Origin of the sequence: Bacillus sp. SJ-10 (assembly GCF_002843505.1) — a bacterium.
Taxonomy (GTDB): domain Bacteria; phylum Bacillota; class Bacilli; order Bacillales; family Bacillaceae; genus Bacillus; species Bacillus velezensis.
In genome coordinates this window covers 2,203,475-2,216,284 of record NZ_CP025258.1, presented here as the reverse complement: position 1 = coordinate 2,216,284, position 12,810 = coordinate 2,203,475, and the positions used below count along the sequence as shown (strand labels likewise).

At 45.4% G+C, this 12,810-nt stretch carries 16 protein-coding genes and 1 riboswitch; of the genes, 6 read left to right on the top strand and 10 right to left on the bottom strand.

Annotated features, from left to right (window positions below; translation table 11 throughout):
* Positions 1 to 16: 16 nt before the first annotated feature.
* The gene (locus tag CXL14_RS11395; RefSeq protein WP_003153114.1) at positions 17 to 853 is read right to left on the bottom strand and encodes a lipoate--protein ligase family protein; all 837 of its coding nucleotides are present in this window, start codon (positions 851 to 853) and stop codon (positions 17 to 19) included.
* Positions 854 to 1,048: 195 nt separating this feature from the next.
* Here CXL14_RS11395 and CXL14_RS11390 point away from each other — a divergent pair, with 195 nt between their 5' ends.
* The gene (locus CXL14_RS11390; protein WP_007408335.1) at positions 1,049 to 1,429 is read left to right on the top strand and encodes a rhodanese-like domain-containing protein; all 381 of its coding nucleotides are present in this window, start codon (positions 1,049 to 1,051) and stop codon (positions 1,427 to 1,429) included.
* Positions 1,430 to 1,481: 52 nt separating this feature from the next.
* Here CXL14_RS11390 and gcvPB read toward each other — a convergent pair whose 3' ends face one another.
* Genes gcvPB through gcvT form a run of 3 tightly spaced genes read right to left on the bottom strand, consistent with a single transcriptional unit; the run spans position 1,482 to position 5,411 of the window.
* Positions 1,482 to 2,957: an aminomethyl-transferring glycine dehydrogenase subunit GcvPB gene (gene gcvPB, locus CXL14_RS11385; RefSeq protein WP_014418364.1), complete on the bottom strand. Its 1,476-nt coding sequence runs from the start codon at positions 2,955 to 2,957 to the stop codon at positions 1,482 to 1,484.
* The gene (gene gcvPA, locus CXL14_RS11380; protein ID WP_014418365.1) at positions 2,950 to 4,296 is read right to left on the bottom strand and encodes an aminomethyl-transferring glycine dehydrogenase subunit GcvPA; all 1,347 of its coding nucleotides are present in this window, start codon (positions 4,294 to 4,296) and stop codon (positions 2,950 to 2,952) included. Before gcvPA ends, gcvPB begins: the two co-directional genes overlap by 8 nt.
* A 14-nt stretch (positions 4,297 to 4,310) precedes the next feature.
* Complete coding sequence (gene gcvT, locus CXL14_RS11375; RefSeq protein ID WP_014418366.1) at positions 4,311 to 5,411, bottom strand: glycine cleavage system aminomethyltransferase GcvT; 1,101 nt, start codon at positions 5,409 to 5,411, stop codon at positions 4,311 to 4,313.
* Between the two features lie 178 nt (positions 5,412 to 5,589).
* Positions 5,590 to 5,690: riboswitch (glycine riboswitch) on the bottom strand.
* A gap of 144 nt (positions 5,691 to 5,834) precedes the next feature.
* Here gcvT and CXL14_RS11370 point away from each other — a divergent pair.
* From CXL14_RS11370 to sinR, 4 genes are all read left to right on the top strand, one after another.
* Complete coding sequence (locus tag CXL14_RS11370) at positions 5,835 to 7,505, top strand: DEAD/DEAH box helicase (protein ID WP_021494309.1); 1,671 nt, start codon at positions 5,835 to 5,837, stop codon at positions 7,503 to 7,505.
* Between the two features lie 21 nt (positions 7,506 to 7,526).
* Positions 7,527 to 8,321 (top strand): YqhG family protein, encoded by a 795-nt coding sequence (locus CXL14_RS11365; protein ID WP_014418368.1) that lies wholly within the window; start codon positions 7,527 to 7,529, stop codon positions 8,319 to 8,321.
* A gap of 176 nt (positions 8,322 to 8,497) precedes the next feature.
* A complete protein-coding gene (gene sinI / locus CXL14_RS11360) occupies positions 8,498 to 8,671 on the top strand; it encodes an anti-repressor SinI (protein ID WP_014418369.1) in 174 nt (57 codons plus the stop codon).
* Positions 8,672 to 8,704: 33 nt separating this feature from the next.
* Positions 8,705 to 9,040, top strand: coding sequence for a transcriptional regulator SinR (gene sinR, locus CXL14_RS11355; RefSeq protein ID WP_003153104.1), 336 nt, complete (start codon positions 8,705 to 8,707; stop codon positions 9,038 to 9,040).
* 47 nt (positions 9,041 to 9,087) lie between these two features.
* On the opposite strand, the gene tasA is transcribed toward sinR, so the two are convergent.
* The 3 genes from tasA to tapA all read right to left on the bottom strand — a co-directional run bounded on the left by tasA (position 9,088) and on the right by tapA (position 11,165).
* Positions 9,088 to 9,873, bottom strand: coding sequence for a biofilm matrix protein TasA (tasA, locus tag CXL14_RS11350; protein ID WP_007408329.1), 786 nt, complete (start codon positions 9,871 to 9,873; stop codon positions 9,088 to 9,090).
* 64 nt (positions 9,874 to 9,937) lie between these two features.
* Complete coding sequence (sipW, locus tag CXL14_RS11345; protein ID WP_014418370.1) at positions 9,938 to 10,522, bottom strand: signal peptidase I SipW; 585 nt, start codon at positions 10,520 to 10,522, stop codon at positions 9,938 to 9,940.
* Positions 10,494 to 11,165 carry an amyloid fiber anchoring/assembly protein TapA gene (gene tapA / locus CXL14_RS11340; protein WP_014418371.1) on the bottom strand — a complete coding sequence of 224 codons (672 nt, stop codon included), beginning with the start codon at positions 11,163 to 11,165 and terminating at the stop codon, positions 10,494 to 10,496. The genes sipW and tapA overlap by 29 nt, the downstream gene beginning before the upstream one ends.
* Before the next feature lie 258 nt (positions 11,166 to 11,423).
* Here tapA and CXL14_RS11335 point away from each other — a divergent pair, with 258 nt between their 5' ends.
* Positions 11,424 to 11,753, top strand: a complete 330-nt coding sequence (locus tag CXL14_RS11335; protein ID WP_014418372.1) for a DUF3889 domain-containing protein — start codon at positions 11,424 to 11,426, stop codon at positions 11,751 to 11,753.
* Between the two features lie 40 nt (positions 11,754 to 11,793).
* On the opposite strand, the gene CXL14_RS11330 is transcribed toward CXL14_RS11335, so the two are convergent.
* From CXL14_RS11330 to comGF, 3 genes are read right to left on the bottom strand one after another with little or no spacing between them, the layout of a single operon-like run.
* Positions 11,794 to 11,973 carry a YqzE family protein gene (locus CXL14_RS11330; protein WP_003153093.1) on the bottom strand — a complete coding sequence of 60 codons (180 nt, stop codon included), beginning with the start codon at positions 11,971 to 11,973 and terminating at the stop codon, positions 11,794 to 11,796.
* A gap of 56 nt (positions 11,974 to 12,029) precedes the next feature.
* Positions 12,030 to 12,407: a competence type IV pilus minor pilin ComGG gene (gene comGG, locus CXL14_RS11325; protein WP_014418373.1), complete on the bottom strand. Its 378-nt coding sequence runs from the start codon at positions 12,405 to 12,407 to the stop codon at positions 12,030 to 12,032.
* Positions 12,408 to 12,803, bottom strand: coding sequence for a competence type IV pilus minor pilin ComGF (comGF, locus tag CXL14_RS11320; RefSeq protein WP_014721501.1), 396 nt, complete (start codon positions 12,801 to 12,803; stop codon positions 12,408 to 12,410).
* Between the last annotated feature and the right edge of the window lie 7 nt (positions 12,804 to 12,810).

Below are 12,810 nucleotides of genomic sequence, written 5' to 3'. Positions count from 1 at the left end.
GGTCTGTCAAGCCTTATCAGCGCTTATAATTCCATTCATCAGACGCGTATTTCGTCTCAGCCAGCTCATTGACAAATGCAAGCTCTTCAGACGTGAGTGTGTAAGGCTCAAGATGAATGTTCAGCCCTTCCTCAAAACCGGCTTTAAAAGCGATTCTGGCCTCATCCATCGTTACCCGTTTCGGCGCTAAGGCGTTGATGGCTACCGCTTTGTTTTTGAAATTCCGCTGCATACGCTCACGGACTCTGTCGCTCGGATATAAAAACAGATCAAACAGCTTATCCTCATCAATGTCAAGCAGGATGGAACCGTGCTGAAGAATGACGCCTTTTTGGCGTGTCTGTGCGCTTCCGGCAACTTTCCGTCCTTCGACGACCAGTTCATACCACGAAGGCGCATCAAAGCAGACGGACGAGCGCGGATTTTTCAAGCTTTCTTTTTCTTTCTCCGTTCGCGGAATCGCAAAGCAGGCATCAAGTCCAAGGTTTCTGAATCCCTGCAGAATACCTTCTGAAATCACCCGGTACGCCTCTGTCACCGTGGCCGGCATTTCCGGGTGATCCTCTGAAACGATTACGCTGTATGTCAATTCTTTATCATGCAGAACACCCCGTCCGCCTGTCGGTCTTCTGACAAACCCGAGGCCGTGTTTATGTACTGCGTCAAAGTTAATTTCCTTCTTAATATTTTGAAAATACCCGACAGACAAAGTTGCCGGATTCCAGCCGTAAAAACGGATCACCGGAGGAATTTTTTTTTGGCTGTGCCAATATAAAAGCGCTTCATCCAGCGCCATGTTAAATGCCGGGCTTTCATTCCCTGAGTCAATAAACCGCCATGTTTCTTTTTCCATACACCTTGAACCCTTCTTTATCGTTTTAATAAAATTAGTTTAACAAACTGCCGCGAAAATGAAAAATATTTCGTTTCATTAAGGATGACAATCGCTTCATGCTTTACTATAATAGTATTTGTCCCAAAACGTCCGGTAAGCCTTGTTTTCAGGAAGCAGGGTTTTGATTTTATAAGCTAAAGGAGTAGAATCGCATTGTCTAATATGATTGCTTTAATTATTGTTGCGGCGTTTATCGTTTATATGATCGTGTCGTATTTTTACCAGCAGCGTTTAATGAAAACACTTACGGAAGAGGAATTCCGCGCGGGCTACAGAAAAGCGCAGCTGATTGACGTCCGTGAGCCGAATGAATTTGAAGGCGGCCATATTCTCGGCGCGCGCAACATTCCGCTGTCACAGCTGAAACAGCGCAAAAGTGAAATCCGTCCTGATAAACCCGTTTATCTGTACTGCCAAAACAATGTCCGCAGTGGACGCGCGGCACAGACGCTCCGCAAACACGGCTGTAAAGATATTTACAACCTGAAAGGCGGATTTAAAAAATGGGGCGGAAAAATTAAAGCAAAAAACTAATCATAAAAAAAGAGCTGTCCGTTTTATACGGAAGCTCTTTTTTTACACCGTGTCAGCGGCTGACGTCAGGTGTATGTTCGTACTTTAAAACCGGCTTTCTTGCCGCCTTGGTTTCATCCATTCTTTTGACAACTGTTGTATGCGGCGCCTCCTGAACGATTTCAGGCGATTCCTCCGCTTCCCGCGCAATTTGAATCATGGCATCTATAAACGCATTAAGCGTTTCCTTTGATTCCGTTTCCGTCGGTTCGATCATGATGCTTTCTTCAACATTGAGAGGAAAATACACAGTCGGCGGATGATAGCCGAAATCCAAAAGCCGTTTGGCAATATCAAGCGTTCGTACGCCAAGCTTTTTCTGCCTTCTACCCGATAACACAAATTCATGCTTGCAATGACGGTCATACGGGAGATCATAATAAGGCGCGAGTCTTCTCATCATATAATTTGCATTTAAAACCGCGTTTTCGGTCACAGCTTTTAAGCCGTCAGGCCCCATGGAACGAATATACGTGTAGGCTCTGACATTAATGCCGAAGTTACCGTAATAAGGTTTTACGCGCCCGATCGACTGCGGCCGGTCATAGTCAAAAGTCAAACGGCCCTCTTTTTTCGTGAGAACGGGTTTCGGCAGATACGGAATGAATTCTTTTTTTACGCCGACCGGCCCTGAGCCAGGTCCTCCCCCGCCGTGCGGCCCGGTAAATGTTTTATGAAGATTAAGGTGAACGACGTCAAATCCCATATCTCCCGGTCTTGCTTTACTTAACACGGCATTTAAATTCGCTCCGTCATAATAAAGCTTTCCGCCGGCCTGATGGACGATTTCAGCCATTTCCGTAATGTTTTCCTCAAATAACCCGAGGGTGTTCGGATTCGTCAGCATCAGCGCCGCTGTTTCTTCATTTACCGCTCTTTTCAAATCTTCAATGTCAACCAGCCCGTGCTCATTTGACTTGACGGTAATCGTTTCAAAACCGGCGACCGTGGCGGATGCCGGATTCGTGCCGTGGGCTGAATCAGGGACAATCACCTTCGTCCGTCCGAAGTCTCCCCGCGCTTCGTGATAGGCGCGGATCATCATCAGACCGGTCCATTCGCCGTGAGCGCCCGCCGCAGGCTGCAGCGTCACCTCGTCCATGCCCGTAATCTCCTCCAAGTGTCCGCTTAAATCGTATAAAAGCTCAAGCGCCCCCTGAACCGTGTCCTCGTCCTGAAGCGGATGAATAGCGGAAAAACCTGCGATCCGAGCAATTTTTTCATTTAATTTCGGATTGTATTTCATCGTACAAGAGCCGAGCGGGTAAAAGCCTGAATCAACTCCGTGGTTCCTCTTAGAAAGAGCGGTATAATGCCGCATAATATCGAGCTCTGATACTTCCGGCAGCTTTGCGTCTTCATCGCGGATATAGTCACCGGGAAGAAGACTTTCAAGCTCTGTTTCCGGCACATCAAGCTCCGGAAGGCTGTAACCGATACGCCCTTCGCGGGACATTTCAAAAATAAGCGCCTGATCTTGATTATTCATGTTGATCCCCCAATCCCGCAATAAGCGAATCAATCTCTTCTTTTGTTCTCAGCTCTGTGACGGCAATGAGCATATGCTGATTCAGTTCCGGATACGCAAGGCCTAAATCATATCCGCCGATTATGCCGTCTTGCAGGAGCCGCCGGTTTGCTTCCTTGACGGGAAGATTCAGCCTGACGGCAAATTCATTAAATATCGGGCCGTCAAATGCTACGTGCAAGCCGGCTTTTTCCGCTTGGCGTCTCGCGTAATCAGCTTTCAATATATTTTGGCGGGCCATGTCCTTGACGCCGTTTTTTCCGAGCGCCGTCATCGCGACTGAAGCTGCTAAAGCATTCAGCGCCTGATTTGAACAAATGTTAGACGTGGCTTTGTCTCTTCTGATATGCTGCTCGCGCGCCTGAAGAGTGAGAACAAAGCCTCTTCGCCCGTTTTCATCTTCCGTTTGGCCGACAAGCCGGCCCGGCACCTTTCTCATCAGTTTTTTCGTTACTGCAAAATAGCCGCAATGCGGGCCGCCGAACGCCGCAGGTATGCCGAAAGGCTGCGCGTCCCCGACGACGATATCAGCTCCGCATGCCCCGGGCGGTGTCAAAATACCGAGCGCGAGCGGGTTTGAAGAAACAATCAGCTGGCTGTTTCCTTTATGTGCGAGCGGCTCAATGTCCTTTAACGGCTCGATTTGTCCGAAGAAGTTCGGATACTGGACGATCACGGCGGCCGTTTCATCACAAACGGCATGTTCCAATGCCTCAAGATCTGTAACGCCGTTTTTCGCGGGCACCTCTACAACCTCAATATATTGGCCCTTTGCGTATGTTTTCAAAACATCCCGTGATTCCGGATGAACGGCTGCGGAAATGACGATTTTTTTCTTTTTCGTATGGCCCGACGCAAGCATCGCCGCTTCCGCCAGCGCCGTTCCCCCATCGTACATAGAGGAGTTTGCGATATCCATTCCCGTTAATTCACAGATCATCGTTTGAAATTCAAAAATCGCCTGCAGCTCTCCTTGTGAGATTTCAGGCTGATAAGGCGTATATGCCGTGTAAAACTCTGATCGGGATATCACATGATCGACGATAACCGGCTGGTAGTGATCGTACACTCCTGCACCCAGAAAAGATGCATATGTAACAGCGTCTTTATTTTTCGCCGCAAGCTTTGTCAGCTCTCTCGTCAGCTCAGTTTCTGACTTTGCTTGTTTAATGCGGTAGTCTTTTTGAAACCGTACATTTTCCGGAATATCGGCAAACAGTTCATCAATTGTTTCTGCGCCGATGGCTTTCAGCATTTCTTTTTTATCCTGTTCTGTCGCGGGCAAATATCGATGCTTCATATGACTCTCCTTTTTCAGCTCTGTTTTGGACGTTTATAAAACGGTGTGCGGACAATCTTCGCTTTTACCGTTTTTTTACGGATTTCCACTTCTACTTCCGTTCCGACTTCACTGAATTCCGTTTTGATTAAGGCAAGGCCGATATTTTTCTTTAAAGTCGGAGATTGCGTGCCTGTCGTGACTTCACCGATCGGAACACCGTCTTTTTTCACGGCGTACCCGTGTCTCGGAATCCCTTTTTCAATCATCTCAAGTCCTACCAGCTTTCGCGGGGCTCCTTTTTCTTTCTGTTCGCGCAATACAGACTTCCCGAAAAAATCGGAATCTTTCTTGTGTTTCACGGCAAATCCGATTCCGGCTTCAATCGGTGTAATATCTTTCGTCAATTCCTGACCGTATAAAGCAAGCTTTGCTTCAAATCTCAGCGTATCACGGGCGCCGAGGCCGCACGGAACGAGACCTTCATGCTCTCCCGCTGCAAGTATCTCCTTAAATAGATGAACTGCATCTTCATTGCGGCAATATAACTCAAACCCGTCTTCACCGGTATATCCTGTTCTTGAAAGCAGGACTTGTCGTCCGGCAACGTCCGCCCCATCAATAAACGTAAACGGCTTTAAGGAGGACAAATCACATTCAGTCAGCTTCGCAAGAACCGACTGAGCATTCGGCCCCTGAACGGCAAGCAGTGAAATCCCGTCAGACTGATTCGTCAGCGTGACATCGCCTTCCGCATGTTCCGTCAGCCAAGCGATGTCTTTTTCAATATTGGACGCGTTAATCACGAGCAGGTAGCAGCTCTCGCTTTTCTGATAGATCAGCAAGTCATCGACCGTACCGCCGTCAGGATAACACATGGCAGTATAGAGCGCGTTTCCCGGCTTTAAATCGGCAACGTCATTTGTCATCATTTTTTGCAGAAAAGACAGGGCGTCTTTACCGGATACTTCAACTTCCCCCATATGGGACACATCAAACAGACCCGCTTTTGTGCGGACGGCTTCATGCTCCTCTTTAATAGAAGAAAATTGAACCGGCAGCTCCCATCCTCCAAAATCAATTGTTTTTCCGCCGTATTCTTTATACACGTCATAAAGCGGTGTTCGTTTCAGCATCATCTTCCCCCTTCAGTCATTGGCGCATTGTAAAAACATATAAAAAAGGACAGAGAAACACCTCATGAAAATGAAGGTTTCTCTGTCCCGGCACCTGAAAGTTTACTTTATGAACATATCATAAAGACGTCCCCTTTGGTGGCCTGCTTCTTCTAAGTGCAGACACTCTCCAGAGTTGCGTCGAGCAAGAGTTCTTTTGCCTGAGAGATTCACTCCGCAGTTTGCTCCTTCGGCGCCCGGACGCACATCTTTCGTCCGAGTCTCTCCCCTTGCTGTCATTCGCTCATATTTACCAATTTTATGGACATACTAAAGCAATATCTTTTAGTGAAATCATTACTTATATCCTACCACCCTCATTTACGTCCGGCAACAAAAATTATGATAAATCAGTTTTTTAAAAGAAAGGCGGTTTTGTTACATATGACAGCAGAGATCATATTTGATGCAAACTGGCCGGGAGAGTTTTCTGAGCGGCTGAAAACGGACGGTCCCTGGTCAAATTGGGAGATGTACAAACTGTCGGCTGAAGTCCAGCAGACCCTTGCCATTCCTGAATTTGAAGGATTGAGGGCTCCTTTATACCTGCCCGATTTCACTCCGCTTCCCCATCAGCTTGAAGTCGCGCAGAAAGTCGTTGAAAAAATGAACGGCAAGGCGATTTTAGCTGATGAAGTGGGGCTCGGAAAAACGGTGGAAGCGGGCCTGATTTTAAAAGAATACATGATTCGCGGGCTGGCCAAAAAAATCCTGATTCTTGTGCCGGCATCACTCGTTTCCCAGTGGGTCAAAGAGCTTCAGGAGAAGTTTTTAATACCCGCTGTTGAACAGAAGAAAAGCTATGTGTGGGAACAGTGCGATATCGTCGTTTCTTCTATTGATACGGCCAAACGCTCGCCTCACAAAGACATTGTGCTTTCTATTCCGTATGATCTCGTCATTATTGACGAGGCGCACAAGCTCAAAAACAGCAAAACGAAAAATTATGAATTTGCGAGAAGTCTTGTGAAGAAATACTGCCTGCTTCTGACGGCGACGCCGATTCAAAACCGGATCGAAGAAATCTTCAATTTAGTGTCACTGTTAAAGCCCGGCCATTTAGGAAATGAAAGCGGATTTCAAGAAACCTTCAATCAGAAGGACGGGATTGACGCTCATGAGCATTTGAAAGAGCTCGTCAATAAGGTGATGATCCGCAACACGCGGAGCGACACCGGCCTTACATGGACGAAGCGCCACGTGGAAACAGTGCCGATCACCTTTTCACCGACGGAACAGGCGCTTTACGATGACATTGCCGCACTGAAAAACGGCACGGAAAAGCCCGCAAGCGCATTTTCCATTATGACGCTGCAAAGAGAGTGCTGTTCAAGCAGGGAAGCCGTGTATATGACGCTCAAAAAAATGCTTGACCAAAAAGACAAACATGCGCCCGCATTCGATGATCAGACGATCGCTAATTTAATGGACCGCATCAATCAAGTCACGCAAAACTCAAAAGCGATTCAAGTTGTTGACTTGATCCAAAAGATTAATGATAAAGTCATTATTTTTACTGAATACAGGGCGACACAGATTTACCTGCAATGGTTCCTTCAGCAGAACGGCATAAGCTCCGTTCCGTTCAGAGGCGGATTTAAACGCGGAAAAAAAGACTGGATGAAGGATCTCTTCCGCGGCAAAGTGCAGGTGCTGATCGCTACAGAAGCCGGAGGCGAAGGGATCAACCTGCAATTTTGCAACCATATAATCAATTATGACCTGCCGTGGAACCCGATGCGGCTTGAACAAAGAATCGGAAGGATTCACAGACTCGGTCAGGAAAGAGATGTCCATATCTACAATATGGCGACAAAACATACGGTGGAAGAGCATATCTTAAAACTTCTGTATGACAAAATTCATTTATTTGAAAATGTCGTCGGAGAATTAGATGACATTTTAACAAAAATCAAAGTGAGCAATTTTGAAGACCATTTGCATGATATTTTATGCCATTCGCTGACAGAGGAAGAAATGAGAATCAAAATGGACAATCTCACCTCTTTTCTGTCGTACGGTACGGACAAGCCCGCCAGAAAAAAAGGATCTTAATCTAAAAGGAGGAAGCGCGACATGAGACAGCAGGAGGTTCACGAATTTTTACTGCGCTTTTTTGAAGCGAACCACTGTCCGATTACAGAACACGGGCCGGGTTTTATGACGGTTCAGTTGACGGTCGAGATGGACAAACAAATTATGAACCGCCCGTTTTATTGGCATTGGCGTGAAAAAACGGGCGGCGAACCGAACCCGATGAAGATCACGTTCATCACTGATAAAGAAACGGCTCCGGAGGATATGGACGGCGAATTTATTTACTTTGGAGCCCCGCGCCTCTTTCAAATCTTTCAAGCAGTTAAACAAAATGGGAGATTTACAAGAATATATGAGAAAATTGTATCAGCCGGAGCCAGAGTGCCGCTTCAGCCCTGGCTAGGATTAAATGTAGTGATTTCATACCAATCCGACATGAAAAAAGACAGACTTTTGTCTTTAGGCCTGCATCTTGTTTCTGGAACAATTATAGAAGGGTTTCAGCAGAAGCTTGCACCGCTTCCGCTGACCTCGCAAATATCAGACTATTGCTTTACCATATCGCCGATGATTAAGCCGGAAAGCGGGATTAAAAGGATGGAGCATTACTTAAAAGACGCTGCCGCCAAAGAGCCGTCAGACTGGGCTGACAGCGCGATCGCCAGATGGAAAAAGGACCTCAGGCTGCTCGATCAGTTTTATGAGCAGACAGAGGAAAAACCTGAGGAATACCATTTGGAAAAACAAGCGCTGAAAGCCTTATATCAGCCGAAAATTCACATTCAGATTGAAAACGGCGGTTTATTTTTCCTGCAAAGTAATTTTTCTGGATAAGCGTTATCCATTCGACACCTTTCCCGTTTTTTCTGGAAATTCTATATTATAATAAAAGTATATAGAAAAAATTTCTGGCGTTTCGCATGCGATGAATCACTTCCAGACATGTAAAGATAAGGTCATGGCCGGATTGGCTGAAATACATAAACAAGTATTTTAGGAGGAGAAAATGCATGAAAAATGCAAAAACAGAATTTTCGCAATTAGATAAGGAATGGGTTGAGCTGATATTAGAAGCCCAAAAAGCAAATATCAGCCTAGAAGAAATACGCAAATACCTGCTTTCGAATAAAAAGTCTTCTCAACATATCCAGGCAGCCAGAAGTCATACCGTAAATCCTTTCTGAATGTGCTATAATATCACAAGGAAGGTGATGACATTGATTGGCCAGCGTATTAAACAATACCGAAAAGAAAAAGGCTACTCACTATCAGAACTAGCTGAAAAAGCTGGGGTAGCGAAGTCTTATTTAAGCTCAATAGAACGAAATTTACAGACGAACCCCTCCATTCAATTTCTCGAAAAAGTCTCCGCTGTTCTGGACGTCTCGGTTCATACTTTACTTGATGAAAAACATGAAACCGAATACGATGGTCAATTAGATAGTGAATGGGAGAAATTAGTTCGCGATGCAATGACATCCGGGGTATCAAAAAAACAATTTCGTGAATTTTTAGATTATCAAAAATGGAGAAAAGCGCAAAAAGAGGAGTAGTGCCGCCATATGTGCACAACTCCTCTTTTAACTGTCCGACTTTCGGATTAGTTTTTATCCTCACTGTGAGCCTTTTCATTTTCCTTGACGTAACCGTCTTTATCCGTATGATCTTTCGTAATGGTCAAGCCGTTCCACTGCGTTGCTTCAAAAGAGAATTGAAGAGAAATCGCATTGCCTTGGAACTTGTTTTGCACACTTAATCCGTCTGCAGTTTTTGCGGTGTCATTTTTAAATTGGATTTCCATTCTCACCTGGTCATAATCAGCAGGCGTTTTCGGAACTCCGTCGTACTCAGGAGCTGTTTTACCGTTAATGGTTGCTACATTGACTTTTCCGCTCTCACTCAGGAATTTCGGATCAATGTGCTTGCTGATCGCTTCGGCAGCTGCTTTATCCTGTTTTGTTGACATTAAGTATAAGTCTTTCAGGCTGGCCGCCTTCAAAATGATATTTTTAGGATAGCCGTTGCCCCCTTCTTTACCGACTGTCAGAACCGTAATTTCAAACTGGCTGAGGAAATCCTCCGCAGATTCATTTCCTTTCTTTGCTCCTTTAAAGTCAGTAAAATTCAAAGCCATCAGCACTTCTTTAATGGCAAGTGAACCGTTGTTTCTGAATTCGAAATCTTTCGTCAATTTATCGCCTGGTTTTAAGTTTGACAAATTGACATTGGCTGATTGTTCTTTAGCCGATAAATCAAGTGTTCCTGACGCAAATGTAGCGTCCGTCGACTTCACATCATTAAATGCGGCCCATGTGCCTCCTCCTACTAATGCTAAACCGAGTGCGGCTGAGGCAACGCCCAAGCTTAATTTCTTTTTCATACCCATGTTTGTACTCTCCCCTTACTTTTTATTTTTGTTATCAAATCCTGTCGCCAGGTTGCAACCGTATTCATGTGGAGATGGTTCCCTTTTTTGCATGTTCTTCCAGCGCTTTCGTTTTCCGCTCAATATCGCGGAGGGCGCTGATAATGACTGTTATTGAGTAAATCAAAAGCATGACGCCGGGAACGATTAACAGAATCGCCGTTCCGATCGGCTGGCTGGCCAAATGTATGACATATCCGGCATACGGAAGCTGATATCCCGTATACTGGGCCGCCACTTTTTCAGCTTGAACGGGTGCGGCATCCGGGGCGGCATTATGGTCCCCTTTTGTCTCAAACAGCAGGTTCCCGTCCTTTTTTGTGATCCCGATTATTCTGTGTGTGACGGCTGTTCCGTCATCTTGCGTAAAGGTGATCACATCCCCTTTTTTTAAGTCATTCACGTCAGAAATTTTCTTTACCGCTATGAGCGAACCCGTCTTAAATTCCGGGTCCATTGAACCCGACAGCACGGATTTCAGCGTATAGCCGAAAATGGCCGGCTCACCCCCGGAAGCCCGGGTCGAAATCACCGTTAACGTCAGCACAATAATCAAGCTGAAGATGACGGCATACAAAATATTACTGATCAGTTTCAGCGTTTTTTTCATGTTCTTCCCCGCTTTCTTTTACCGGCTCAGCCGGCTCTTTCTCCGTTTTCTTTAGATCGGAAACGGTCGCCTGTTCCCGGCATTTGACGAGTTTCATCGGTTTTGACCACTCAAATTTTTCTTCGTCGGCCGGGTACCCTTCAGGCTTGTAAACCTTGAATGCGTATATGCCCGGCTGCAAAGACCGCTTTGACTCAATTTTATAAATCGTTTTGCTTTTTTTATCAGTAATAAGCCCTTTATCCACAACATTGCCGTTTCGTAAAGGCTGCTGCTGAGAAGCGATTTTATGGAGCTCCCATTTCCAGTCAGAAACAGTCCGCTCTTTTCCCTTATTCTCCAGCTCGGCATAGAGCTGAAGCGGCGCACACACGGTGCCTGACGTATCAGTTTGATTTGTTATATGTAAATCACTTTGATCCCAGCGTTCGTCATAACGGCAATCGTCATCCGTATATTGAAAATCTCCGCACGTTTGAACCGGGAGACTGAAGCTTTTCACATCATTGAAGGAGGAACTTGTATCACCTGTGAACTGAGCACATATCATCACGGACAGGCAAAAAATGAACGAAAGCCGTAAAAATAGCATCATCCGCCATCTCACCTTGCCCTTTTTTTCCATTCGCAACAATCGGAACATGCCTTACCCCCTGTAAAACTGTTAATAAATATGACAACCGTTCTCTTTAAAGAACTGTATGAACAAAGTATAATCAAGGATTATCGTCTTGAAAAATGTCAAATTCGGTCAAATTGTTCGTTTTTGAGAATGGTATCTTTCAAAAACATCGTTTTGCTTCAAATTACACACCTTTTTGGAATTTTTTCTAATAAAACGTGAGAAAATAACGAGGTGCCTAGCACAAAATGGAAAGTATATACAGCGAAAGGACGAAGAATGATGATCAAACAAAGTCTGATTTGCCTTTCTCTTCTTGTTTTCGGGGTTTCGGGAACAGCTCAGGCGGAAACGGTGCCTTATTATGCTGTTCACCATCAATCAAAATGGGAAAAGTTAGCAGAAAGAGAAGCTAAAAAAAGATATCCGCTCGCCCAAACGTTATTTATTCAAAAGGTGTGGGATCGGAAAAGAACGGACGAAGCAGTCAAGCAATACCACTTGACATTGCGGGATGGCGCAAAAGAATTTGGTGTGTTTGTTACGATTTCTTTTAATCCCTACAGCCAAAAAGTAAATAAAATTGCCGTCATTGAGGAATACCAATAAGGCCCTCCTGTATCAGGAGGACCTTTCGTGTGATTCAACTTTATTTTTTCCGCTGCATCCACAGCTTAAAACTGTACGGCAATATTCCGAACCAGTGTTGAGAAGCCGGCACTTTCTTTTCTTTCCGCACTTCTTTTCGCTCTCTCCGTTCCTGTTTCGGCGTATCGAAATATTTAACGAATTGCTCAGTCATATATTTTACATAATCATTTGTTTTCACGGCTCTCACCTCATAGTGCTGTCTTTATTATGAAGTGTTGTCCCGCCGCCTCTTTTTTATACTTCCGTCCATTGAATCAGCTGTTTCTTCTTCTGATCGAACAAAAGGGTAGCCTCCCGTCTCGTGCCTGTCATGGTTTCCGCCTGAATTGTAACCTTAACCGTTTCCCGGCGATCACTCCCGGTGATGTGAAAAGAAACGGTGCCGTACGGAAAACGCTGTGTACCAGTTTGGCCCTTTTGTCCCTGTGTCATATGGCGGCTTGACAGCAGCGCGCCGTTTTGGAGCAGGTTCTCTCCGATCCAGTACTCCCCGGCCTCTTTTGCAAATGTTTTTCGGGTGATGAAATCAGATGAAGTATAGCTGATGACAAGTAAAACTGCGGCAGAAACAAACAGAACCGCGGGATATATAAAACCGTCAGATTTGTACATTTAATCACCTTTTAAAGAGCTGTAAACCGGAATGACCGCCTGATTCTTTTTACCTGTAACGCTTGAGATCTCTAATAAGAGCAGGCCGTTTTTCACATCAGCCGTTAATGATGCCGCGTTTTGCAGGATCGGCACGTGGCCTTTTCCGTTTACTCTTTTCCTTATCATCTTATGATAAATTTCAAAACGCACTTCTTTGCCTCCTGTTTTCCGGCATGCTAACGCCCGTCCGCCGTCCGCCGGCTTCACAGTCTCAGCCTGTTTACATTCGTTCATGATCTGCTGAACGGCAATTTGATGCTCCCGGCTGTCTAATCCGCCGTTATCGGTCCGGTTTGATAAGAACAGATGTAAAATCGGGCCCAGGGTGCCTGATAGGAAAAGACAGACTGCCAAGGAGAAC

Bases quoted from the DNA above. Each gene is read 5' to 3' on its own strand.
- CXL14_RS11395 (WP_003153114.1), bottom strand. From the start codon at position 853: ATGGAAAAAGAAACATGGCGGTTTATTGACTCAGGGAATGAAAGCCCG.
- gcvPB (WP_014418364.1), bottom strand. From the start codon at position 2,957: ATGAATAATCAAGATCAGGCGCTTATTTTTGAAATGTCCCGCGAAGGG.
- gcvPA (WP_014418365.1), bottom strand. From the start codon at position 4,296: ATGAAGCATCGATATTTGCCCGCGACAGAACAGGATAAAAAAGAAATG.
- gcvT (WP_014418366.1), bottom strand. From the start codon at position 5,411: ATGCTGAAACGAACACCGCTTTATGACGTGTATAAAGAATACGGCGGA.
- CXL14_RS11370 (WP_021494309.1), top strand. From the start codon at position 5,835: ATGACAGCAGAGATCATATTTGATGCAAACTGGCCGGGAGAGTTTTCT.
- CXL14_RS11365 (WP_014418368.1), top strand. From the start codon at position 7,527: ATGAGACAGCAGGAGGTTCACGAATTTTTACTGCGCTTTTTTGAAGCG.
- sinI (WP_014418369.1), top strand. From the start codon at position 8,498: ATGAAAAATGCAAAAACAGAATTTTCGCAATTAGATAAGGAATGGGTT.
- tasA (WP_007408329.1), bottom strand. From the start codon at position 9,873: ATGGGTATGAAAAAGAAATTAAGCTTGGGCGTTGCCTCAGCCGCACTC.
- sipW (WP_014418370.1), bottom strand. From the start codon at position 10,522: ATGAAAAAAACGCTGAAACTGATCAGTAATATTTTGTATGCCGTCATC.
- tapA (WP_014418371.1), bottom strand. From the start codon at position 11,165: ATGTTCCGATTGTTGCGAATGGAAAAAAAGGGCAAGGTGAGATGGCGG.
- CXL14_RS11335 (WP_014418372.1), top strand. From the start codon at position 11,424: ATGATGATCAAACAAAGTCTGATTTGCCTTTCTCTTCTTGTTTTCGGG.
- comGG (WP_014418373.1), bottom strand. From the start codon at position 12,407: ATGTACAAATCTGACGGTTTTATATATCCCGCGGTTCTGTTTGTTTCT.